Origin of the sequence: Sphingobacterium anhuiense (assembly GCF_042686355.1) — a bacterium.
GTDB classification, from domain to species: Bacteria; Bacteroidota; Bacteroidia; order Sphingobacteriales; family Sphingobacteriaceae; genus Sphingobacterium; species Sphingobacterium anhuiense.
Window position 1 is genome coordinate 81,377 of the sequence record NZ_JBHUPE010000005.1, and the last position, 24,172, is coordinate 105,548.

Below are 24,172 nucleotides of genomic sequence, written 5' to 3' on the forward strand. Positions count from 1 at the left end.
TATGTTTTCAACTAAGTTAATCCCATATTTTACATCAGTGAATGTATGGCTATCCTTCTTGCTTTTCTTTATGATTGTTGTGGATGTAAGGGCGCAACATCAGGATCATGTTTTATGGTATAAAGAACCTGCTAAAAACTGGAATGAAGCATTGCCTGTCGGAAATGGCCGTTTGGGTGCTATGGTATTTGGAGATTATAATAAAGAGACGATACAGCTTAATGAGGAAAGTTTATGGGCAGGTACCAAACAAGATGCAAATGCGGATGCTGCTACAAAATTGCCAGAAATACAAGCGTTATTGATCGCTGGTGAAATTGAAAAAGCTGCTGCGCTATCCGAAAAATACCTAAAAAGCGACCCGTTAAGAATACGCTCTTACCAGTCTTTTGGAGAACTACAGATTGATTTTGCGAACGAACGGTATAAACCTGAACAGATTACAGATTATAGACGTGAATTGGATATTCAAAGTGGTATTACAACTGTCCACTATCAATTGAATGGGGTACAGTATAAAAGAGAAGTTTTTGTCTCGGCTCCTGACAATGTGATCGTCATCCGCTTGACGGCAGATAAACCGGGTAAACTTACTTTCCGTTTATCGTACGGCAGGGAGCAGGATGCTACTGCGATGCCACAGAGTGAAAAGGAACTGCGCATACAGGGACAGATTGCAGATCTTCCACAGAAAGATGCGAGTGAACCAGGTCTACATATGAAGTTTGCAGGTTTGATGCGAGGCGTAAACAAAGGAGGTAGCCTAGTGGCGACAGCCAATTCATTTTTTGTGAAAGATGCCGATGAGGTGTTGTTCTATTTTACCGCTACGACCGACTATAATTTCTCGATATTAAATTATGATCGTACGATCGATCCATTTTTACGTTGTCAGGAAATCATCGATAAGGTTAAAAATTTACCCTTTGACGAGGCTGAGAAACGTCATGTAAGGGATCATCGTAAATTATTTGACCGTGTGGTTTTTAATATGGGTACCCCTTCTCTGTTGCCCACCAATGAGCGTCTAAAAATGGTGAAAGACGGTCAACTGGATTTGTCTCTGATTAGTCTATATTTTCAATACGGACGCTATCTATTGATGGGATCATCCCGTGCGCCAGGTGTACTTCCTGCTAATTTACAAGGTATCTGGAATCAGGATATGAATGCGCCATGGAGTTCTGATTTTCATACCAATATCAATATCCAGATGAATTATTGGCCAGCAGAGGTGTGTAATCTTTCTGAAACGGTAGTACCTTTTTCAAACTTTATTTCGGCTTTACGTGAACCCGGTCGTGTCACCGCCCGGAAAACATACAATGCTTCGGGATGGACAATGAACCACCTCACGGATTTATTCGGACGTACCGCGATAACGGATGGTGTTGGATGGGGTACTTTTCCTATCGCAGCTTCATGGCTGGTACTACATCAATGGGATCATTATTTGTTTTCAAAGGATAAAGAATACTTGAAGAAAGAGGCTTACCCGTCAATGCAGGAAGCAGCGCAGTTTATGTTGGACTATCTTGTCGAAGATAAAAATGGAAATTTGGTCACAGCTCCTTCGAATTCTCCTGAAAATCAATATCGCATGGCTGATGGAAAGCAGTTTATGTTAACGTATGGTGCCACCATGGATGTACAGATCATCAATGAATTATTTCAAGCATGTGTGGAAGCAGAAACAATTTTAGGTCAAAAATCTGATTTTTCTGATCGCTTGAAAAATGCAATGAAAAAACTACCTCCGGTTAAAATTAGTCCACGCTATAACACGATTCAGGAATGGATAGAGGATTATGAAGAGGTTGAACCGGGTCACCGACATATTTCGCATCTTTTTGGTTTATATCCCGGGAAATCAATTAATGCAAATGACCCTGAAATTTTTGAAGCTGCACGCAGAACGATAGCCCGTCGTCGTTTTTATAATGAGAATGAAGGTAACCGTATGGGAAGCTATACGGGATGGAGTCGAGCTTGGATGATTAATTTTTATGCACGTTTGTTGGATGGCGATGAGGCTGGAAAAAATGTGCAGGAGCTCCTAGCTAAAACAACATTAAATAATCTGTTCAACACACATCCTCCGTTTCAGATAGACGGTAATTTTGGAGGTACTGCTGGTATAGCCGAAATGCTGATTCAGAGCCATAATCAGGAGATTCATGTTTTACCAGCATTGCCACCGACTTGGGCAACGGGTGAAATGAAAGGATTGCGGGCACGTAACGGACTGGTTGTGGATATGAAGTGGGAAAATGGAGTACTGACTTCAGCTACTTTATATACCATAGAGACTAAAAAGGTAACAGTGCGTTATAAAAATAAAGTAAAAACAATGAAAGTAACTGCGAATAAACCGCTGATTGTTCAATTGTAATTTTGATTTATCAATAAACACAAAGGGCTCCAATGCATTGGAGCCCTTTGTGTTTTTAATGGTATTAAAAAAAAAACCAACTGCATTTTAACCTATAAATACGTATCCAAAACTTAGTTCAAAAAATTTTAGATCCATTAGTAGTAAGCTAATGCATGATTGTTTTGAAGACTGTTGTCTTTTGCAAAGAAAACATAGGTAATAGTCAAATTTGCAGTAGTTGCTTAGCAACTATAGTTGAATCTTTACATCGTACAAATAGATCAGTATTTGTGCATGATAATTATAATATCTAAATCCAAAAGTACTTGAACTCATTCATCATATTTTTTGAATTACCAAAACTAATCTTACAGATGAAGTTCTAGCCTTTTATTCGGTATACGTATATAATAATGGAGACGCAAACACAGAATTTTAATCAATTATTTAAAGAATATTATACCAGGTCTTTTTTGTTTGCAAGATCTTATGTGCATTTGTGCGAAGTTGCTGAGGATATTGCGTCAGAGTCATTAGTGGTGATGTGGGAACGCATGCAAGTTGAAGAGATCTTGTCTCCAAAAAGTTTTCTTTTTAAAGTTGTTAGAAATAAGTCTTTGGATTATCTTAAACATCAAAAAATACGTGTCAGAGTGGTGGAATCTCTTGATGACTGGGATCGGAAAGAATTGCAGGTAGAAGCTTTACAACGAATGGATAATGAGATTTTTCTCGCTAAAGAAATTGCAGAAATTACTTTGGAAACTATCGCATATTTACCTTTAAAAACTAAAGAAGTATTTGAGATGAGTCGCCAGCAAGAGCTTAGCGGTAAAGAAATAGCGGACCAATTGGGGATTACGGTTAAAGGAGTAGAATATCATATAACCAAAGCCTTGAAAACATTGTCCGTCAGCTTAAGAGACTATTTGGTCGTTTAATAGTGTAGTTTTTTAGTATATATAACATGAAGTAATTAATAATAGATACTTCCTTATTTTAAAGGAAATTTTATACAGAAGTATTTTAAATCTGTAGATTGGTTCGTTTATGTTTTTTTGAAATTTGGAAGTATAACATGTATAATCTGGGAATAGATAAAATAATATTGGGAACTGCTGGTTTAGGTGGGGTATGGGGAAATGTAAAGGCAAAGGAATCGATCACTACAATTGAGTATGCCATGTCGCATGGTATAAGTGCAATAGATACTGCCCCAGCATATGGAGATGCTGAACAATTTGTAGGCAAAGCACTTGTACAATGGGAAGGTGAATTACCTAAGATTAGCACTAAAGTGGGACGGCTAAAAAGTTATAAGGCCGATCAGGCATCATATGATTATTCTGCAGATGGGATGAAAAGAAGTGTGGAAAATAGTTTAAAAACGTTAGGTATTTCGAATATTGATGTACTTTTTTTACATGATCCAGCGGCAATTCCTGCTGAAGAAATCGAAAATGTTGTTTCACAAATGCAATATTTTAAGCAGCATGGTTTTGCAAAGAAAATAGGTATTGGGGGTAATTTACCTGTTGCATTTGCGCCATACCTTGGAGATGATGTATTTGATGTTATCATGGAATATAATAGGCTTAACGCTTGTTGCATTGATGCGCTTCGTACAACTATACGAAGTTGTGAAAATACCCATAAACACTATTATGCGGCTAGCCCATTAAATATGGGACTATTAGGATGTAACTTTCAAGAATTTTTAAACTTCCCGCCAAGTTGGCTCGATATGAAGAGTATAGAACAAGCCCAGAAGATAGATGCAATTGCGCAACGATATCATATTCCCTTAGACGTATTGGCCTTACGCTTTATATGTACAATCCCTGCTTCATTTAAAATGGTGTTGGGGGCCGCAGATCATGAGCAGCTTATGAGTTCGCTCCATGCGATTGAAGCCGGTATTTTGCCAGCAGCTATTTATAATGAAATCCTTCAAACCTTTAAAAAATAATAAATGAATGAAATAGATGACGAAATTTTTAATGTTCAAAAAATTAGCATTAGAGTTTTAGAACCAGTGGCTAACGTCACGCCCTTTCAGGATGCAACAATGGGTCCATTTCCGTCTTTTGGCTTATCCATTATCAGAATAGAAGATGAGGATGGCTATATAGGAGAGGCACCGGTATACAATAGCTACACAAATATTTTAGAGACTTGCTTATTTCCAATTTTGTTTCACTGTAAAGGTATTCCATACAAAGAGTTTTTTCCGAAATTATATTGGTCAATTCGAAACGAAGGATTTAAAGGTGCGGCTTCAGCCTTATTGGGTCAGGTCGATATGGCTTTATACGATCTGGCTTCGAGACGTAAAAATATTCCTTTGTACCGCTATATTGGTGGCACTCGAAATACGGTCAAAATATATGGTAGTGGTGGCGGAACGAATTATACGCTGCAACAGTTGGAGGATGAGGTGCGTGTGTTTATGGAAGCTGGAGTGGATTGCTACAAGATGAAAATCGGAAAAGATTTTGGAACAAATATCAGTGAAGATATTGAGCGCGTAAAACATGTTCAACGTTTGGTGAACAATAGGATGAAGGTGGCAGTGGATGCCAATCAGATCTGGTCGTGTAAAGATGTGTTTAAATTTATTGACGCTATCGGCGAGCAATCTCTGTGTTGGATAGAAGAACCGATCCATTCTGCCGCATACGATCAGATCGAAGAGCTTTGTAAGCAAACCTCATTGACTGTCGCTTATGGAGAATCGGAAAGGACTTCAAAAATTTTTCCTATGCTGGCTAATTGTGGTGTTGGCCACCTGCAACCGGTACCGACACAATTTGGGGGTATGAAAGAATGGATGGAAGTACGAGATTTATCTAAATCACGCAATTTACAGCTTTCTTCTGGAGGTTATTCTTTATATTCGACCTTCCTAATGACTACTGCCGATGATAATGGAATGATCGAATACCTCTATTCGCTGATGTTTGGATTAGAAAAGTATTTTTTGATCTGCCCTACTTTAAGCAATGGACAGTTTCATTTACCTGAATCTGAAGGATTACCGGTACGGATAGATTGGGATTATTGTTATAAAGAAAATAAAGTAATACGGGAACAGATATGGGAAAAGCATCAAGTCTCGAATTACAATCCATTAGTAACGATGTAATAAAATAAAAACAACCATATTGTGAGCTTATCATTCAATTATATTGATTATTTAGTTTTAGGATTATACGCGTTAATCTTATTATATGTTGGATTTCGTTTTAATAAAAAGGAAAAGAATCAGCAGGATATATTTTTGGGTGGTCGCACACTGAAATGGTGGCAGATCGGTTTTTCTATTTTTGGTGCTAATGCTGGCCCTATGATGTTGATCGGTTTTGCAAGTATAGGTTTTACGCATGGTATTGTTGCAAGTAATTTTGAATTATTGGCCTGGGTCTTTCTCATGTTGCTCGCGATGGTTTTTCTTCCCTATTATTTGAAAACGAAGATCACTACAATCCCTCAATTTTTACTGATACGTTTCGGTAAGCGATCTTATAATTTCTTGATTGTATATAGTTTGATTTCTATTCTGGTGGTGTGGTTAGGAAGTGCACTTTATGCAGGAGGTTTGCTCATATCTGGAATATTCGGTATTACGTTATTTACTGCGATCGCAGTGATCGCGGTGATTGCAACAAGCTTTACGGCAATTGGGGGATTGAAAGCAGTGGTCCGGACCGGTGTATTTCAATCTGTTATCATTATCATCTCTTCTGTTATACTTACATTTTTAGGGTTTCAAAAAATTGGCAGTGTTGATGCATTAGTCAGTCAAACGCCAGAATCTTATTGGAAACTTTTTTTGCCAGCATCCAATGCCGCATATTCTTGGGTAGGAATTTTATTAGGTTATCCTGTCGTCGCAATTTACTATTGGTGTGCCGATCAGACCATTGTTCAGAAAGTGCTGGCGGCTAGAGATCTGAAAGAAGGACAGTACGGTGCTATCTTTATTGGAACCTTAAAAGTGATTATGCCGATTATATTTATCCTGCCGGGTATCATGTGTTATGTTTTATTTCGTGATACAGCGCCTGATAATGCTTATATCACAATGATCAAAGAGCTTATGCCACATGGTCTTCTGGGTTTAAGTATTGCCGCATTGATAGCTTCGTTGGTCGATACTGTATCATCAAGCTTGAATTCATTCTGTACTGTTTTTACGTTGGATGTTGTCCAGCAGTTTAAAGTTCTCAATCGGGAACAGCAGGTCAGGATGGGCAAATGGGTTACGGTGGTTGCAGCAATTGTTGGTGTAGGTATTGCACTTTTATTTTCGTATTCAGGTAAAGGATTTTTCGATCTAACACAAGGATTAGTGTCCATTCTTTCGCCACCCCTTGCTGTTGTTTTTCTATGGGGCATCTTTTGGAAGCGTATTAATGGTAAAGCGGCTGAAATCGTACTCTACGGTGGAGGATTCATTTGCTTGGTGTTAGGTGCTTGTCATGTACTTAATTATCCTTATGAAGGATATTGGCCTCATTTTTTAATGCTTTCTTTTTATATTTTTGTAGCATTGAGTGTTGTTATTGTTGCTGTAACTTTATTAACAAGGTCAGAAGTTAAAATGGAGGTCCCTACATTATTGGACGTTAAAGATAAAATGGGCAGTTCTAGTTCTATTTGGTGGACATGGGCTGCTCTTGCAACGGTTATGATTGCGATATATATTTATTTTAATTGATATAGTTATGAAAAATTTTAGGATAAGTTTTGTTTTATTATGCAGTTCTATCTTATTTGTCATGTGCAAGCAACCTGAAAATAATCAGGGTCCTACAACATTTGAAGAGAAAGTTTTTGTTGTGAATACGGTTGATAATGATGAAAAGCTACAGGAATATTTAACTTATCATAAGCAGGTATGGCCTGAAGTTGAGGCTGGATTTAAGAAAGCAGGCTATAAACGGATCACACTTTATCATTTTAAAGATCTCATTGTAATGACGATATCTGTCCCTGTGGGTGCTGATCTAGATGAAATGGGGAAAGTAGCTGAAGCCCATAATCCCAAATGCGCTTCATGGAATAAGTTAATGAATACCTATCAAAAAGGTGTCAATGGAACAGAAGAAGGGGAAAAGTGGGTAGAGGCTTTGCCCTTCTATGAATTTAACAATTAAAGTGATTCAATCTCGGCGGTAATTTTGTATTTCTTGGCAAAATCTCGAGGTGAACTTCCCTTGACATCTTTAAAATGCTTGTTGAAGTTGGAAATATTATTATAACCACTTTTGTAGCAGGTTTCCGTGATGTTGTAATTCCCTTCCATTAATAATTTGGCAGCATGCCCGATACGTATTTCCTTGATGAAATCGACTAATGTTCGGTTGGTCTGCATTTTGAAAAATCGACAAAAAGCAGAGGTGGACATCGGTACGACAGAAGCCACATCCTGAAGAGAAATATCTTCTTTAAAATGCTTAAATATATAGTCGAATACACGATTAATTCGATTGGCCTCAGTCGAAGTTTCGATAATATGAAATGAGGGTGATGATAGCGTTTTACATGTAGACGATAAAGCCAATTTGTCCAATAGTTGTAACATTAGAACTGCGCGTGTAAGTCCAGTGGCAGTCAACATTTGGTATAATATTTCCTTTGCATCAACCACAATTGTACCGGTGAACAATACACCTTTTGATGCATTTTCGAAAAGTTGATTCAAGTGCACTGCTTCAGGTTTTGTCAATAGATCTTTTCCGAGGAAATCGGGATAGAAATGTACGATAATAGCATCAGCAGGACGCTTGCTATTTAGCGTATTGTAATATTGCCAACAATGAGGCAAATAACTCCCCATAAGTACGAGTTCGTCTCCCTTAAAATCTTCAATATGATCACCTATAAAACGCTTTCCAGTACAGTTTTCCAATAAGGCTATCTCAAAATTCACATGTGATTTTAAGGAAGTATATTTCTTGATTTCCAATTCTTCTGCACGAATCGTAAATGATTGATCCGGCGGAAAGGTGAAATTTTCGTAGATGTGTTGCATAATATTAGTAATAAATTCTGGTAGAAGAGCAGATATTATAACGGGTTATATTCTTAGTGCACCTAAAGATATATAAAAAATGTAACTAAATAAAGCTGTTCTGCTTAAATATAATTGTGCGCAAAAATAACATTATAAAATAGCAAATTATTGGTGGTTATCCCTTTATATAATATTGAGATTTATTCCGATAAACAATCTGCGACCACAGGTTAGCATATCAAAACCAAATTATGAATTATACTATTGGAAGACAGGCATAAACTAAAGACTATGCAATTCTTTAGGTATAAATACTCTAATGAAAAATATAATTGCCTATGGATAAGAATATAGACGAATGAAAAAACAATGAAGGAATGCGACTCCTTCATTGCCCATTAATTTCCTAATTAACTAATCAAGAATATACTAAATTATGAAAAATGTCAAATTAATACACATTCTAAATTTTGGCAAAAAGACAAAGAATCTAACACTATTATGTGCGCTGGCTGCGATCAATAACTCGACCCATGCAGCAACAGAATTTGTTACTTTAAATACTGGTCAAATTGAGCTTGAAAATCAGAAAAATAATCAACAAGAAATAATTGTTTCCGGTAGGATCGTTGATGTAAATGGAAATCCTTTGAAAGGGGTTACTGTAGCTGAAAAAGGGAAGCGAAACCAGCAGAAAACAGAACAGGACGGTACATATCAAATAAAAGTTTCTTCTTCAAGTTCTTTAGTTTACACCTACATCGGATATGAGACTCTTGAGCGTGCAGTTCAGGGTAAAAGTGTTCATGATATCACAATGAAATTGGGAATCAGTGATTTAAATGAGGTTGTAGTTATTGGCTATACTTCTCAAAAGAAATCATTATTGACAGGAGCGGTTTCTACAATGAAAGTCGATGAAACATTAAATACAATTCCTACAACCTCAGCGGGAAATTTATTGATTGGAAAACTGCCTGGTGTAAATGTTAGTACTGTAAATGCGATTCCTGGATCGCAACCAAGCATCAGTATTAGAACAGGATCATCTCTTAATGATCAAAACGTAACTTACGTGATTGATGGTGTGGTGAGAGGTGCAGGAGATTTTAACAATTTAAGCCCTAACGAGATTGATGATATTACCGTTTTGAAAGATGCCTCATCAGCAGCTATATATGGTTCTAGATCTGCTGGTGGTGTTATTTTAGTGACGACAAAAAAGGGAAGTTTAGGTAAACCGACTTTTAATTTTTCGACGGGATATAGTATCGATACACGTACTAAAAATATGGGTCTAACCAGCGCAGTACAAGCGGGGGAATTGTATTCGCGCATCAATGGATCAGCAGATCCTGCTGGTTGGGCATGGTCACAGGAAGAATTGGACCATTATAAAAATATCAATAATGGATGGGGCTACGATCAGCTGGCGGATGTCTGGCAAAATCCAACAACGCAAACAAATAATTTAAGTGTTAATGGAGGTAGTGAAAAGGTGCGTTATTTCGGAGCTGGGTCTTACGTAAAGCAAAAGGGTTTTTTAGAGCCGATGACTTACGATAAGTATAATGTGAGAATGAATGTGACAGCTGATATTACGAAAGATTTAGAAATTTTCACAGGATTTGCGTTGTACAATGACATGACAGGACGCATTGCTGATAATGCCGATCCTGCTGATACTTATGGTAAATTGAGGATATGGCAACCTGATCAACCCGTTTATACAAATAATGGACAGTTTATAGATTATGGATGGATCGGTAATGTAGGAGCTCGTGTTACAGGCGCTAGTGGTTACGATAAGGAGAACCATTTGAAGCCACAATTGATTTTGAGTGGTACTTATAAAGCTCCTTTTTTAAAAGGTTTGAGTGCAAAGGCGATGTATAGTAGAAGTTGGGCTAATAATATGAGAAATCGCTTCTTTACAAATTATGATATGATGGTGATGAAGAGAAGTGGAACGAATAATCGTATTGTGTCTACCGATGATAATGATATTACAGGTGTGAGGAGATCAACATGGGTAGGTAAAGATTTTATTGAGCGCAAGTCTACTTGGAGCGATGACAAACAGTTTAATATGCAATTGAACTATGCAAATGTTTTTAATGAAAATCATCGCGTATCTGCAGCCTTAGTTACTGAATGGTATGAAGGTGCTGGTTCTGGTGTAACGGGGGGACGCGAAACCTTTCCAGTTTATAGAACGGATCAATTTTGGGCAGCGAGTGGTGCTAGGGCAGACACGTGGGGGGATGGAGATACGGATTGGGTGAGTGGACGTATGTCCTATATAGGTCAGTTTAATTATACTTATGCTAATAAGTATTTGTTTAACTTTTCTTTTCGTGAAGACGGTTCTATGAATTTTGCACCTGAACAACGTTGGGGCTTTTTTCCCGCTGGATCTGTTGGTTGGGTGATTTCTGAAGAAAATTTCTTTAATAAGTCAATCGTTCAGACCTTAAAATTGCGTGGATCGATTGGTTTAACGGGTAACGATGCTGTAGGAGGTTGGCAATGGCAACAATCGTATCAATCGGGTAGTTCAGCATATTTTGGTACTAGTCCATCGCGATCTGTAGGGTTAACTTATGGAAACGTAGTTAATCCAAATCTAACTTGGGAGAAAGCACTGAGTTACAATTTTGGTATGGATATGAATTTTTTGAAAAAATGGAATTTATCTGCGGATTACTGGTTCCGTAATTCTTATGATATTTTAGGAAACCGTCAAAATACACTACCGTCAACCTATAGTTTATCAATGCCTGCTGAAAATTATGGCGAGATTGATGCACAGGGAATGGATTTGCAACTGGGGTACCGCGATGGAGATGACAAAGTAAGTTATTTTGCAAACTTAACCATGTCTTACGGGTGGAATAAAGTAATTAAACAGGATTATGCAGAGAATGCGCAATGGATTGATATTCCTGTCGGTAAATCTAGAAGCAATATCACGGGCTGGGCGTTTGATCAGATTATCCGTACTCAGGAACAATTAGATGCTTTTAATCAAGCCAATCCTAAATATAAACATAATGGATTATCGCCTGAATTAGGAATGATGGTCTATAAAGATTTAAACGGACCCGATGGTGTTCCTGACGGAATTATAAACGATTGGGACCGGGTTATGCTCCGGTCAAAAAATTTCCCCGTCATATTTGGTCTGAATCTAGGAATAAGTTGGAAAGGGTTTCATTTAGAGACCATGTTATCTGGACGTTTAGGGGAAAAGAAATGGATGTCAGATTTAGCAGGTGGGGTAGAATGGAACCGAATGTGGGATCAATGGTATGATGATAGCTGGACTTCGGAAAATCCAAATGCAACCTTGCCGAAACGTATTGGAGCAAATAATGCAAAGACTTACCAAACGAATAGTGAATACTGGTTAAAAGACGCCAGTTTCATGCGCATGAAATATTTGACACTGAGTTATAATCTGCCTAAGAATGGAGCATTTTACAATAAAGTATTTGAGAATGTACGCTTGTTTGCTACAGGTACGAATCTATTTGTGTTGAGCAAATTTAATAAATATTATGATCCGGAGATCGGTAATGGGAATGCTTTTCCAGTGTTAAGGTCCTACAATTTTGGTATCGATGTTAAATTCTAAACCTAAGACGATATGAAACTTAAGAATATTATATATAGTACTGCTTTTGCATTGCTGTTAAGCAGCTGTAGTTTAGATTATGAAAATACGGCTACAATTAGTCCAGAAAATGTATGGTCTGATAAAGTGATGATCAATGCTTTTATGACAGATATTTATGGAAGGATGTTGCCAGAGTGGCCAATAGCTGCAAATGGAACGGATGAAGGTATGAATGGTCCTACAGATATGGGAAACTTGGCTAGGGGATTGATCGACGTCGATAATCAAGGTCAAAAGTGGGATTATGCAAATATAGATCGTATTAATTTCTTTTTAAAACAATTGGAGACCGTGACGGTATTGTCCGATTCAGAAAAGAAAACGATGATTGGTCAAGCTAAATTTTGGAGAGCCTGGGATTATTGGGGTAAGGTATGGGCAACAGGAGGCGTACCACTTATTTTGGATGTTCAAGATATTACAAATGTGCCTTCCTTGTTTGTCTCTCGCAATACTACCTCAGAATGCGTTGCTCAAATATTAAAGGACTTGGATGAAGCAATCGCCGTATTACCTGATACTTGGACCGGTGCAGATTATGGGAAAATTGATAAAGGAGTTGCACTGGCTTTTAAGGGACGTCTATTGTTGCAGTATGCAAGCCCGCTATTCAATCCATCTAATGATAAGGTACGATGGGACCAAGCTTATTTAGCAAATAAAGTGGCTGTTGATTTTTTAAAGACAGTAGGAAAAGGATTGTTTAATGGCAAATTTGAAGATATCTGGTATAGCGAACGTAATAATGAAGTAATTATGGTCAATCAGTATTACTATCCTGATCATAGATTGGATCAAAAGAATATTCGTCCTGAGCCATTAACTAAAGATAATGCCAATTTTAATCAAGCTATTTTACCCCTATTAATGGCTTATCCTAAAAAGAATGGATCAAAACTTGTCTTGGATGAAAATCGGTTGAAAAATGATCCAGCCTATAACGAACAGTTTATGACCGATTTTTATGTGGATCGGGATCCACGCTTCTATGCTACTGTTTTTTCTCCAGGTACAGCTTATCCAGCAAGTGATGTACTGTCAGGAGGGATGAAATATTGGAATGCCTGGCGTAAAGTGGCTGATCCGAAAGCAGAATTTGGCTTTAAGTATACCACCCTAATATTTGATCAGTTAGGTAAGGGAGTAGGTGGTAGTGCTTCCGGATACTTTCAACTCAAAGGTATTGATAAGGCATTGACCATACCTACAGTATATGATGCACAGACAGATTGGGTTGAAATCCGCTTTGCAGAAGTGCTCATGAACTATGGTGAATGTGCCAATGAGGTTGGAAAAAGTGCAGAGGCATTACAGGTACTGTATGACATACGTAAGCGAGCGGGAATTGAGCTGGGAACAGGAAATTATGGTATTACAGCTACTGATCAAGCTGGCATCCGCAAAGCGTATATGGACGAACGATTCATTGAATTTGCTTATGAAGGCAAACGTTGGACTGATATTCGTCGGTGGAAAAGATATGACTTGCTCAATACCATTAAGTTTCGCTCTGGACTTAATGCTGTAATTAAAAATGAACAAGATTTGAAAAATTTTGATTGGGCTAAAGATATGTATGATCCATCAGTACGCAAGTTGTTCCGTTTTGAATTTGTAGAATGCCTAGATGGTGATAAACAATATCAATTTAAATTGGATTTAAACCATTGGTTTTATCCGGTCCATAAGGATGTACTGAATCGGAATTCTAAAATAGAACAAAACAAAGAATGGGGAGGAACATTTGATCCTCTACTTTAAGATTTTTTTAACTAAGATAAAATGGCAACTTATTCACAAAATAAGTCGCCATTTTGTTTCATGAGAAGCCATCATTAGTTTTGCTCATAAGCATAAGTGCAAAATAACATTATAATAGATCAAATTATTGGTGGTAATCAAGATACAATATAGTGAAGTTTACGGTTGAATCTTTGAGATAAAGATTTACAGGAACGTCATGATGTTGTTTCTTGTTTAGAATCCGTAATAAAATTTCAAAGTTCTTCTTAAAGGATAATTAACAATTGAACCATTTTAACCTTAATTAAGGTCGGAAATGTAACTTATGCAGTTGGATCCGAAACTCGTGAAGAGGGGTTTGTTGTGATAAAATTGTGGGTGATAATGGCGACATTGAATGAACTGTTGAGATTAAAATGGATGAAACAACTTGGTATGTTATTGAGGATACACAAAAAAATAGCCAATGAAAATAAGTGAATTAATAGCTGTAACCTATGGGTGTCTGATATCAATATCCGTTTGCGGACAAAATTGGTTACCGGAGAAAAGAGACAGTCAAGTAAAATTACGATTATTGGACTGTTATTATGATAAAGCGAAATTAGTAAAGAACCAAGTGATCGGATCAGATTCGGAAAATTGGGAAGTTAAGCAAACAGTTGAAATCCTAAAAGATGGAGAGCAATCCATCTATCGTTTTACTTTTAAAGCTAAACGGGCAATGGACAATGTTGGCGTTGCTGTAGCTTTTGATGAATACGATTGGACCAGCGATAATTTTGTGATGATACCAGCAGTGGTTTATAACGGAAATAGACAACGCATTGTTAATCGGGAATATGCAACAGGATTGGATAAGTCGGATTATTTCAGAAAAGATCTGGCTCTAACGTCTAATCCGATTCCACAGCTTTCTCCTGAATTTGGAGCTAAATCGTGTATCGAAGTTAATGTGAGCAACACAGCAACGCCTTTAATCGCCTACTTGGACAGAAGTAAAGAAAGAGGAACTTTTTTATTTACGGATCAGGGCATTGATGTGAAAGAAGAAGTGAAAGATCATGCGTTGATTGTTGAAGAAAGTGCAGATCGTCGGGTGGCCAGCTTCGTCGTCAGTGCGCCTGGAGTAAGGGAGAAGAAACCTGAATTTATTGGCTTTAGTGAAAGCCCAGATCGAGGTGTTTCGGTTGCTATGGGCGATGAAATAACGATCAGAGTAACGAAGATTAATTTTCAAAGTAAAGATGTTGGAGCTTTATATAATCGTTTTATGCGTGAAAGAAAGGCACATGTTACAGCGGAAAAACCAAGAAATCTGATACCGATGAGTGAGGTACTCCTCAAGATGGCGAAAAATATCGATGAGCGTTATTACGTTGGTGATGGTGCTGCTTTTTATTGTCCAGAAAATGCAAACTGGATGTCTTATGGATGGGTCGGTGGTTTGATGAATACCTATCCCATGTTAGCACAAGGTGATAAAGAACATTTGGAAAAAGTGAAGAATACATTTGATTTTGCTCTTCTCCAAGGTAAAGGTAAAAGCGGATATTACTATGATGTCCTTGGTGCCGACGGAAAAGTCATAAACCGAGATGCAGCGAAGTGGATTCCTGGAATCGGATTGACCCGAAAAAATGCAGATATCTTGTACTGGATGATCAAACAGTTTATGTTGCTGGAGAAACAGGGGAGATCCAATGCGATTTCAGATGAATGGAAAACGAATATACGACAGCTTGCTGATGCTTTTGTAAAAACGTGGAAAGAAGAGGGAACATGGGGTAATTATTTTGCTATTGAATCGGGAAAGATAGCTGCATATAACACAACGGGCGGTGCTATGGCAGTAGGTGGCCTAGCACTTGCTTCGTTGTATTTTAATGTTCCAGAATATTTGGAAGTAGCTCACTTGGCAGCCAAGGACTATTACGATGGTTTTGCTTTGGTCGGTTTTACTTCTGGTGCTTGTGGGGATATTCTTCAAAATGCTGATTCAGAAACTGCTATTGCACTGACCACATCGTTGATGACCTTGTATGAAATAACAGGAGATGAGCACTATTTAGAAAAGACAAAACAATTGGCAGATTACACAGCATCATGGACGGTTTCATTTCCGTATCGTCTTCCAAAAAATACGGCATTGGCAAAGTTAGGAGCAAATTTAACTGGAGCTATTTGGGCCAGTACACAGAATAAGCATGGTGCTCCTGGATTTTGTACCCAATCTGGTGATGTGCTTTTTAAACTGTACCGTAAAACACAAGATACGCTATATGCAGATTTTATACGCGATGTGATTCATGCACATGCAGAAGGTATACAGCCGAACGGCAAGATAACAGAGCGGTTAACCTACTGTGACGCTGATAGCCGTGGTTCACGCGGAGATGGAGGACAAACCGGATGGAACGAGACCAATGGAGCAATGATGGCGCTGGAAATACCAGGGATACATGTACGTAAAGATCTGGGTATAGCTTATGCATTTGATCATGTCGAAATCAAGAGTACTAAAAAGACTAAGTCTGGGATGATCTTGACGGTAAGCAATCCTACTGCATTTGATGCGATCATTACAATTTTCGCAGAAGATGCCGCCACAGCTGGAAAACCTCTAGGGGAGAATGCGTTTTTGGATTGGAAGCAAAAGGTGACAATAAAAGCAGGAAAGTCTGCGACAGTAAAAATTTAGTAAATTCAACTTATAAAATAATTGATGATGTACGATAATAAGAGTTTTTTGAGATGTTATGGTTTGTTTCTATTTCTGATGGGAATCGGTCTTAGTTTGCAGGCACAAACTGTTTTGCAGACTGCATATTTTAAGATCGCGATAGATGGAAAGGGGTATATAACCAGTATGCAGAATATCACAAAGCATCCTTATCGAGAGTTTAGTCCTACCGATAAACCGTCACCTTTGATGACACTTTATAATGCAAAAAAGAGAACCTATTCTTACCCAGAGAAAGCGGTCTATTCGAAAAGTGAAAAAATTATTACAGTAGCTTATCCGAATGGATCTTCCGCAAGAATTCATATTGAACCGCATGCAAAATATTTTAAAATGAAGCTTTTGTCTTTGACAAATTCACAAGATATTGAAGCAATTCAATGGGGTTCATACCATACGAATATCACAAACCTAATGGGAGAGATTATTGGCGTGAGCCGAGATACAAGTGCTTCAGTAAATTATGCTATAGGTATGCTAGCGCTTAATGATAACACCATTGGCGGGACTGCCGATATTCAGGGTGATGCCGCTCCATTTCAATATATTATTCATTCTCCCGATGAAAAACGGTTTCCGTTGCCTTCTCATTTGCATGAAGGACAGGTTTTTACCCTTGGTGGAGATGGTGTTAATGATGTTGCATTTTACGGACATAAAGAACCTTACTATCGAATTTTATATGGAAATGCTGCGGAGGTGGATAAAAATGGTCGAATTTCAATTACTTATCAGTCGAGAGACAGACGTAGTGAACGCGAAGTGTATTTTTCTTTGATTCCAAATATGGCGATTAATACACCAAATCATTTACAGGTTCAACCTTTACCCGGTGTAGATTACATCGGATCTTCGATCGCATTTTGGGGTAGTCCAGACAGTACAGCATTAATGGATGTTGTACAAAATATTGTCAAAACGGAAGGTTTGCCTTATCCAACTGTAAACGGTAAATGGATAAAAGATCCAGCAGCTTACGTGCCGGATGTTCTGACGGAAGGTGGACAATATGATCATATGATTGATTATACGCATAAATTGGGTTTTAAAGCAATTAGTTTATATGATCAGGGCTTTGTTAGACCGGATCGCGGAAATTTGGGTTATTTAGATGGACGGAATTTTGAAAAAAAACCTCTGAAATTAACAACTGGAAATCTATCTCATAAAGAATTTTCTGATTTAGCGAAGAAGTATAATATCGTGATCGGTAGAACTCCTATTACTAATTCTTTGGCCCCTGGAACGAAAGATGCTAGTCCTATTCCCAGCGATAGCATATGGTACCAACAGAAACGTTTATTGGCGAAAAATATTGATGCAGTTGACACGCTACTCTATGTCAACGATCCGACGCATTTGCAGGAAATTGGAAGTTGGGAAGGCCATTCAAAGAGCTTGAACATTATTAAAATTGGTAAAGAGCTTATTCATTATCTAGGTGTGTCGGATAAGGCTCCATATCGATTGTTGAATGTTAAGAGAGGTTATTGGGATACAAAAGCAACTCCGCATCTGGCGCTGGATACGCTTTATAAACTGCAGGTAACGATTAACTATGGGTATGACGGACTGATTCCGAATATGCAATTGCAGGATAAGATTGCCGAGTATTATGCCGATTTAGCCTATATTAATGGATTGGGATATTATGATTTTGATGGTCAAGAGTTTTTATTTAACAACGGGCATGGGTATTATTCTACTAAAAGGTTTTTCCGAAAAATGTTTGAGAAAGCTAAGGTGCACGGTATAGCTGATATCCGTTTTACTGGTGCTACCCTTTCGGAAGGCTCTTGGCACTATCAAAGTATCTGGAATGTAGGTGGGGGGAAGAATCTGTATGATGCTGAGACACGAGAATGGGGCAGTGCCACAAGTCAGGGTAAAGATCTAAGAGATGTTTCTTATGCTAATTATTTTCCTGTGGGAATGGGAGGTAACTTTCCGATTACAGAAAAATCAAAAGTAGAAGAGTATGAACATATTCAGGCAATGGCTGTTGGTACGGGTGCTACATATAGCCTCAAATTAAATCAGAAAAATGTAAAAAGTTGCCCGCAGAAAGATCAGATTTTTAAAGTGATCCGTACTTGGGAAAATGCGCGTGCTGCAAATGCTTTTCCAAGATGGGTAAAACAACATCTTGTCGATCCAACGCAAAGTTTTAGATTAGAAGAGGTAGATGCAAATAACTGGAATCTATATCGTGTCAACCACAAAACTTCTGGGAGACAATTAATAGCAAAGTTGATTAGATCTAAGGGGTATTAAGTTTAGACGAATTAAAATGATGAGGTATCGTGATCTACATATTGTATTCGCTATTTGTACATGAAGAGTAATATTTAAAAAAATCAATATTTTGAACTATTAAAATAAAAACAGTTTAATTACAAATAATTCAAATGTAGTAAATAGTATTAAAGTATGAATAAGGATTGATTTGAAGAGATTTATCTTTATTTAGGTACCCGTATGAAAAACTCCATTCTTTATTAATAAAGAATGGAGTTTTTTTATGGAAAGCTATCTTTTCACTATGAGAAGGTGAATGATTGTATTTTTTTTATTATTTAATGATTTGATAATGAATTTGTTATTTATTGTTTAAATTGAAATATGATTATTTTTTTGAATTAGCAGTAAAATAGATTTTTTCTAATCTTCTGTTTAAGGTAATAGCTCTTATTTCAGGTTATTTGTTTTACACGCGGATGGTTAATTTAAAAAAATTAGACTTTTTAAAGATAGGCGTTATATCTGCTATGTTTGAAAGTTGCTAAAATAGCGTCATAATAAGTTAATATATAGCTTCTAAACGAAAGTTGATTTGTTGAAATTTATAGGTTAGAAACGAGTTGCATAAATGCGATACGTAGAAAACCAATAATATTGGTCAAGGGATAGAAATATAGTATTATACGATTCTAAACTAACATACCAGATCCAAATTATATCCTCAGTAATTTAATCTTCAAATAGAAGTAGCCTAAATTAATAAAGAGGCCATCTGTATGGATGTTTAATTGATCAGGTTAAGATGAAATGGTATATTAAAAATAATTTTGAATAAATATGTTGTTATTGGGAATAGACCTGGGTACTTCTTCGATTAAAGTATCTGTTATTGATGCCGTTACAAATAAGAAAATTATCTCTTGTCATTTTCCTGAAACGGAAGCAGAGATTTTATCATTAAATACAGGTTGGGCAGAGCAGGACCCTAATCTGTGGTGGACAAATACACAATTGGCCATTAAAAAAGCAAATGCATCTGGATTATACGACCCTTTGGATATTAAGGCTATCGGTATCGCTTATCAGATGCATGGGCTAGTAGTGGTAGATAAAGAGCAACGCGCCCTGCGTAATGCCATTATTTGGTGCGACAGCCGCGCTGTAAATATTGGTCAAAATGCATTTTCTGCATTAGAAGGAAAGGGATTTTTGAATAGTCATCTCAATTCACCAGGTAATTTTACAGCTTCAAAATTAGCATGGGTGAAAGAACATGAACCAAATGTTTATGAAAAAATAGACAAGTTTATGCTACCTGGAGATTATTTGAGCATGCGTTTAACTGGTGAAATCAATACAAATGTAAGTTCGATATCAGAAGGAATTCTATGGAATTTTGAACAACAGCAAATTTCAGATACGTTACTAACTTTTTACGGTATTGATCGCGAATTGGTGCCTAAAGTACAACCCGTATTTTCTAATTACGGATCGCTTCGTTCGGATGTAGCAAATGAACTGGGATTATCACCGCAAGCAGTGGTTTGTTACAAGTCCGGTGATCAGCCCAACAATGCATTATCCCTGAATGTTTTTGAACCAGGCGAAGTGGCCGCTACTGCTGGTACATCTGGCGTTATCTATGCGGTTACTGATCAAAGAGCACATGATCCGCAATCTAGGGTAAATACTTTCGCGCATGTTAATTATGAGTTCGAATCGGAACGTTTGGGTGTGCTATTGTGCATCAATGGGACAGGTATACAAAATAGTTGGATCAGTCAGGTCACTGGTAATGGAAATGATTATGAAAGTATGAATGCGAAAGCTTCACGTATAGCCATTGGATCTGAAGGTGTAAATATACTGCCTTTTGGAAACGGTGCCGAGCGGATGTTGAATAACAAAACGATAGGAGCACATATTCAAAACTTAGATTTCCTCAGACATAGCACGGCTCATCTTTGGAGGGCATCACAAGAGGGAATAGCATTTTCCTTTCGCTATGGATTAGATCTCTTAAGGGAAAACGGGATCACACCGCAAGTCATTAAAGCTGGTCATGCCAATATGTTTTTGAGTCCTGTTTTTCAAGAAGCATTTGCAGGAGTAACGAATACACCTGTAGAGCTTTATGATAATGATGGAAGTGTAGGGGCTGCTTTAGGAGCGGGTTTGGGTATTGGCATATTTGCGGATCGACAAGAAGCTTTTAAGGGGCTTCGAAAATACAAAACAATCGAACCAGAACATACTTCGCAATATGAGGAAGTATATGGTAAATGGAAACAATTATTAGAAGACAAACTATAAATTAAGATAAGATGAAAATTTTGACAGGAAATCATGTGTTCTTTAAACATGTAGAACAAGTTCAATTTGAAGGTGTAAATTCAGACAATCCGTTGGCCTTTCGTTGGTATGATCCAACACGAGTTGTCGCAGGAAGAACCATGGCAGATCATTTTAAATTTGCTTGTGCATATTGGCATTCTTTTAATGGTAATGGGGCAGATCCATTTGGTGGTCAAACGCATTTTTTTCCATGGGATAAGAAAGCAACAATCATGGAGCGTGCAAAAGATAAAATGGATGCTGCTTTTGAATTTATGACGAAAATGCAGTTGCCATATTACTGTTTTCATGATGTTGATTTAGTGGATTATACCGATGATATTCATGAAAATGAACGCCATCTTGATGAGATTGTTGCTTATGCAAAAGAGAAACAGCAACAGAGCGGTGTGAAATTGCTATGGGGAACAGCAAATTTATTCAGTCACCATCGCTACATGAATGGAGCATCTACCAATCCTGATTTTCATGTTTTGTCCCATTCAGGTGCTCAGGTTAAAGCGGCAATTGATGCAACGATTGCATTAGGCGGTGAGAATTATGTATTCTGGGGTGGTCGTGAAGGCTATATGTCCTTGCTTAATACAAATATGAAAAGAGAGAAAGAGCATTTAGCGAAATTTCTACATATGTCAAAAGATTATGCACGTAAAAATGGATTTAACGGTACGTTTTTTATCGAACCAAAACCATGTGAACCAACAAAACACCAATATGACTACGATGCCGCAACAGTGATTGGATTTCTTCGTGAATTTGATCTAATGGATGACTTTAAACTTAATCTTGAAGTAAATCATGCCACATTAGCGGGCCATACATTCCAACATGAACTACAGGTTGCTGCTGATGCTGGTTTATTGGGATCAATTGATGCAAACCGTGGTGATTATCAAAATGGATGGGATACGGATCAATTTCCAACCGACTTAACCGAATTGACCGAATCACTGATGATTATTCTTGAAGCAGGAGGCTTGCAAGGTGGAGGTGTCAATTTTGATGCTAAAGTGAGACGTAATTCGACAGATCCTTTGGATTTATTCTATGCACATATCGGTGGTATGGACAATTTTGCACGTGCATTGGTTACTGCAGATAATTTACTTCAAAATTCACCTTATAGAGAATTAAGAAAAGAGCGTTATAGCAGTTTTGATACAGGTGCTGGAGCAGATTTTGAGCAAGGAAAACTATCTCTTGAAGATCTTCGTGCTTATGCTATTAGTGAAGGAGAACCAAAGTTGGTGAGTGGTCAACAGGAGTTTATGGAGAATTTGATCAACCGTTATATATAACATATTATTCATTTATTATAAACCTACTTCTAATTATATGAATAATATCTTGGCGACCAAAGATTATTTGGTTTTTTTCATCTACTTTATCATCGTATCGGGGTACGGTATTTGGGTCTACCGGCAAAAGAAGACCAAACTCAATGGTACCGATTCTAAAGATTATTTTTTAGCAGAAGGCTCACTAACTTGGTGGGCCATCGGCGCTTCCTTGATTGCATCTAACATCTCTGCCGAACAGTTTATCGGTATGAGCGGCTCGGGCTTTAAGATGGGGCTTGCTATTGCGACGTACGAATGGATGGCCGCTGTGACATTGATTATTGTTGCGGTGTTTTTTATTCCGGTATATCTTAAAAATAAGATATTTACGATGCCCCAATTTCTGCACCAACGCTATAACGGAACCGTTGCCATGATTATGGCTGTATTTTGGTTGATGTTGTACGTAGTAGTCAATCTAACCTCAATTTTGTATTTGGGAGCACTCGCAGTTAGTAGCATTTCGGGTTTCGATTTAGAGGTGTGTATGTATGCTATCGCTTGCTTTGCTGTTATTATTACATTGGGAGGAATGCGGGTTATTGGGTTTACAGATGTTATTCAGGTTTTCTTCTTGATTCTAGGAGGTCTGGCAACCACGTATTTGGCGCTGAAATTAGTGGCAGAAAATTACGGTGGAGAAGGGGTGCTAGAAGGATATCAGATTATGGCTACTAAAGCAACTGATCATTTTCATATGATCCTACATCAGGATAACGAGAATTATTTGGATTTACCAGGGCTCACGGTATTGATTGGTGGTATGTGGATTGTAAACCTCAATTATTGGGGCTGTAATCAATACATCACACAACGTGCTTTAGGGGCAGATCTTAAAACTGCCAGAAATGGAATTTTATTTGCAGCTTTCCTGAAGCTTTTGATGCCCATCATTGTTGTACTTCCAGGAATTGCAGCTTATGTGCTATGGAAGGATGGCTTATTCCAACCTGAAATGCTTCAGAATGGTGAGGTAAATCCAGATCGTGCATATCCAGTATTATTAAATTTACTTCCTTCGGGTTTAAAAGGTCTATCATTTGCGGCTCTGACTGCTGCAGTAGTTGCTTCATTAGCTGGTAAATCGAATAGCATCGCGACCATCTTTTCATTGGATATCTATCAAAAGGTATTTAATAAGAAAGCAAGTGAAAAGCAATTGGTCAATGTTGGTAAAATAACGATCATATTTTCAATGGTACTTGCGGTGATCATAGCTCCTCATTTAGGGATAGATAGTAAAGGTGGTTTTCAATATATTCAAGAATATACGGGATTTGTTTCTCCAGGTATTTTTGCCATGTTTATCCTAGGATTCTTTTGGAAGAAAACAACTTCAAATGCAGCTTTATTTGCAACAATAGGTGGGTTTATTTTATCTGTTCTATTTAAATTTTTACCGCATATTGCAGATCTCTCGTTTTTAAGTGCTACTGGTTTTTCTATTTTAAATAAAGCGTCAGGACTGTACGAAATTCCATTTTTAGACCGTATGGGTTTTGTATTTGTCATCTGTATTATTGGTATGTTGATCATTAGTTTAATCGATCAGCGAAATGGTGTTGTATCAAAAGGATTGGAAATAGACAGAACAATGTTTAAACCGCATACCGGATTTATAATTGGCGCATTGTTGATCATCCTGTTGACGACTGCGCTATATATGATTTACTGGTAA

The 24,172-nt window shown here is 37.6% G+C and carries 14 protein-coding genes; 13 read left to right on the plus strand and 1 reads right to left on the minus strand.

Annotation, left to right across the window (positions count from 1 at the left end; genetic code table 11):
• The first annotated feature begins 1 nt into the window (after window position 1).
• From ACFS6I_RS12550 to ACFS6I_RS12575, 6 genes are all read left to right on the plus strand, one after another.
• Window positions 2-2,392, plus strand: a complete 2,391-nt coding sequence (locus tag ACFS6I_RS12550) for a glycoside hydrolase family 95 protein (RefSeq protein ID WP_380921019.1) — start codon at window positions 2-4, stop codon at window positions 2,390-2,392.
• Between the two features lie 395 nt (window positions 2,393-2,787).
• Complete coding sequence (locus ACFS6I_RS12555) at window positions 2,788-3,315, plus strand: RNA polymerase sigma-70 factor (protein ID WP_380921021.1); 528 nt, start codon at window positions 2,788-2,790, stop codon at window positions 3,313-3,315.
• Window positions 3,316-3,452: 137 nt separating this feature from the next.
• Complete coding sequence (locus ACFS6I_RS12560) at window positions 3,453-4,343, plus strand: aldo/keto reductase (RefSeq protein WP_380921023.1); 891 nt, start codon at window positions 3,453-3,455, stop codon at window positions 4,341-4,343.
• Between the two features lie 3 nt (window positions 4,344-4,346).
• Window positions 4,347-5,519 (plus strand): enolase C-terminal domain-like protein, encoded by a 1,173-nt coding sequence (locus ACFS6I_RS12565; RefSeq protein WP_380921025.1) that lies wholly within the window; start codon window positions 4,347-4,349, stop codon window positions 5,517-5,519.
• A 21-nt stretch (window positions 5,520-5,540) separates the two neighbouring features.
• The gene (locus ACFS6I_RS12570) at window positions 5,541-7,094 is read left to right on the plus strand and encodes an SLC5 family protein (RefSeq protein ID WP_380921027.1); all 1,554 of its coding nucleotides are present in this window, start codon (window positions 5,541-5,543) and stop codon (window positions 7,092-7,094) included.
• 7 nt (window positions 7,095-7,101) lie between these two features.
• Window positions 7,102-7,533: an L-rhamnose mutarotase gene (locus ACFS6I_RS12575; protein WP_380921029.1), complete on the plus strand. Its 432-nt coding sequence runs from the start codon at window positions 7,102-7,104 to the stop codon at window positions 7,531-7,533.
• Here ACFS6I_RS12575 and ACFS6I_RS12580 read toward each other — a convergent pair.
• Window positions 7,530-8,411: an AraC family transcriptional regulator gene (locus ACFS6I_RS12580; protein ID WP_380921031.1), complete on the minus strand. Its 882-nt coding sequence runs from the start codon at window positions 8,409-8,411 to the stop codon at window positions 7,530-7,532. The genes ACFS6I_RS12575 and ACFS6I_RS12580 overlap by 4 nt on opposite strands.
• A 418-nt stretch (window positions 8,412-8,829) precedes the next feature.
• On the opposite strand from ACFS6I_RS12580, the gene ACFS6I_RS12585 reads away from it, so the two are divergent.
• The 7 genes from ACFS6I_RS12585 (at window position 8,830) to ACFS6I_RS12615 (ending at window position 24,172) form a co-directional block, all read left to right on the plus strand.
• Complete coding sequence (locus tag ACFS6I_RS12585) at window positions 8,830-12,030, plus strand: SusC/RagA family TonB-linked outer membrane protein (RefSeq protein ID WP_380921032.1); 3,201 nt, start codon at window positions 8,830-8,832, stop codon at window positions 12,028-12,030.
• Between the two features lie 12 nt (window positions 12,031-12,042).
• Window positions 12,043-13,833 carry a RagB/SusD family nutrient uptake outer membrane protein gene (locus ACFS6I_RS12590; RefSeq protein WP_380921034.1) on the plus strand — a complete coding sequence of 597 codons (1,791 nt, stop codon included), beginning with the start codon at window positions 12,043-12,045 and terminating at the stop codon, window positions 13,831-13,833.
• A 448-nt stretch (window positions 13,834-14,281) separates the two neighbouring features.
• Window positions 14,282-16,516: a hypothetical protein gene (locus tag ACFS6I_RS12595; RefSeq protein ID WP_380921036.1), complete on the plus strand. Its 2,235-nt coding sequence runs from the start codon at window positions 14,282-14,284 to the stop codon at window positions 16,514-16,516.
• Between the two features lie 24 nt (window positions 16,517-16,540).
• A complete protein-coding gene (locus tag ACFS6I_RS12600) occupies window positions 16,541-18,832 on the plus strand; it encodes a hypothetical protein (RefSeq protein WP_380921038.1) in 2,292 nt (763 codons plus the stop codon).
• An 804-nt stretch (window positions 18,833-19,636) separates the two neighbouring features.
• Window positions 19,637-21,112, plus strand: a complete 1,476-nt coding sequence (locus ACFS6I_RS12605) for a xylulokinase (RefSeq protein ID WP_380921040.1) — start codon at window positions 19,637-19,639, stop codon at window positions 21,110-21,112.
• A gap of 11 nt (window positions 21,113-21,123) precedes the next feature.
• A complete protein-coding gene (gene xylA / locus ACFS6I_RS12610; protein ID WP_380921042.1) occupies window positions 21,124-22,452 on the plus strand; it encodes a xylose isomerase in 1,329 nt (442 codons plus the stop codon).
• Between the two features lie 37 nt (window positions 22,453-22,489).
• Window positions 22,490-24,172 (plus strand): sodium/sugar symporter, encoded by a 1,683-nt coding sequence (locus ACFS6I_RS12615; RefSeq protein ID WP_380921044.1) that lies wholly within the window; start codon window positions 22,490-22,492, stop codon window positions 24,170-24,172.